Source organism: Streptomyces sp. NPDC029956 (genome assembly GCF_055574655.1).
Genome location: NZ_JBVHZJ010000137.1, coordinates 1 through 1167 on the forward strand (window position 1 = coordinate 1; position 1167 = coordinate 1167).

At 69.6% G+C, this 1167-nt stretch carries 1 protein-coding gene; it reads left to right on the top strand.

Features of this window, described 5'->3' with window-relative positions:
• Positions 1-50: 50 nt before the first annotated feature.
• On the top strand, positions 51-1167 hold a 1117-nt coding region (locus tag ACZ4XX_RS40295; RefSeq protein WP_468512779.1), incomplete at its 3' end, for an amino acid adenylation domain-containing protein.

A 1167-nucleotide genomic window follows, 5' to 3' on the forward strand; every position in this document is an offset into this window, starting at 1 on the left:
ATCCGGTGGAGCGGTTGCGGCATGTTCTGGAGGACAGTGGTCTGCGGACCGTGATCACGCGTCCGGAGACCGTCGGCGCCCTCGACCCCACCACCATGGACGTCGTGCCCTTCACCGTCTCCGAGGCCGGCGACCCGAAGGACGACTCAACCCCGGACACTTCCACCCCGGACACCCCCACCCCCGGCGCCTCCGACCTGGCCTACGTCATCTACACGTCCGGTTCGACCGGCAAGCCGAAGGGCGTGATGATCGAGCACGCCCAGTTCGCCAACTTCTGCGACGCGGTCGACGAGCGGGTGGGAGGCGGCACCGGCGACACCTGGCTCGCCGTCACCAGCCCCTCCTTCGACATTTCGGCCCTCGAACTGCTGTGGACGCTGACGCGGGGATACCGGGTGGTCATCGCCGACGGCTCCGTCGCCGACTGGGCCGAGAACCGGACCTACGCGCCCACGCACCTTCAGTGCACCCCGTCGCTGGCCCGGATGCTCCTGGCCGACGCCGACGGCCGTGCGCTGCTCGCCGGCCTCGACCACATGATCGTCGGAGGCGAAGCCCTCGACCGTGCCCTGACCGAGAAGCTGCTGCAGCTGTGCACGGGCAGGGTCACCAACATGTACGGCCCGACCGAGACCACCGTGTGGTCCTCGGCCTGGAACGTGACGGCCGGCGAGGTCTCCCTCGGCGACCCGCTCCGCGGCAACCGTCTCCATGTCCTGGATGGTGCGGGGCGGCCGGTGCCTCGGGGTGTGCGGGGCGAGTTGTGGATCGGTGGGCGGGGTGTGGCTCGTGGGTATCTGGGCCGTCCGGAGTTGACGGGGGAGCGGTTCGTCGCTGATCCGTGGGCTGTGGAGGCGGGTGGCCGGATGTACCGGACGGGTGATCTGGTGCGGTATCGGGGTGATGGGAGTCTGCAGTACTGCGGTCGTACGGATCATCAGGTGAAGATCCGGGGTCATCGGATCGAGCTGGGTGAGATCGAGGCCGTGGCGGGTGGGCATGCGGCGGTGCTGGAGTGCGCGGCCGTGGTGCGTGAGGAGGTTCCGGGCGATCCGTATGTGCATCTGTACGTCGTGCCGTCGGGGGTGGGCGGGGATGTGTCCGGGGGAGTGCGGGGTCTTGTGGAGCGCTGTCTGCCGGCGGCGATGCGGCCGCGGCGGATCA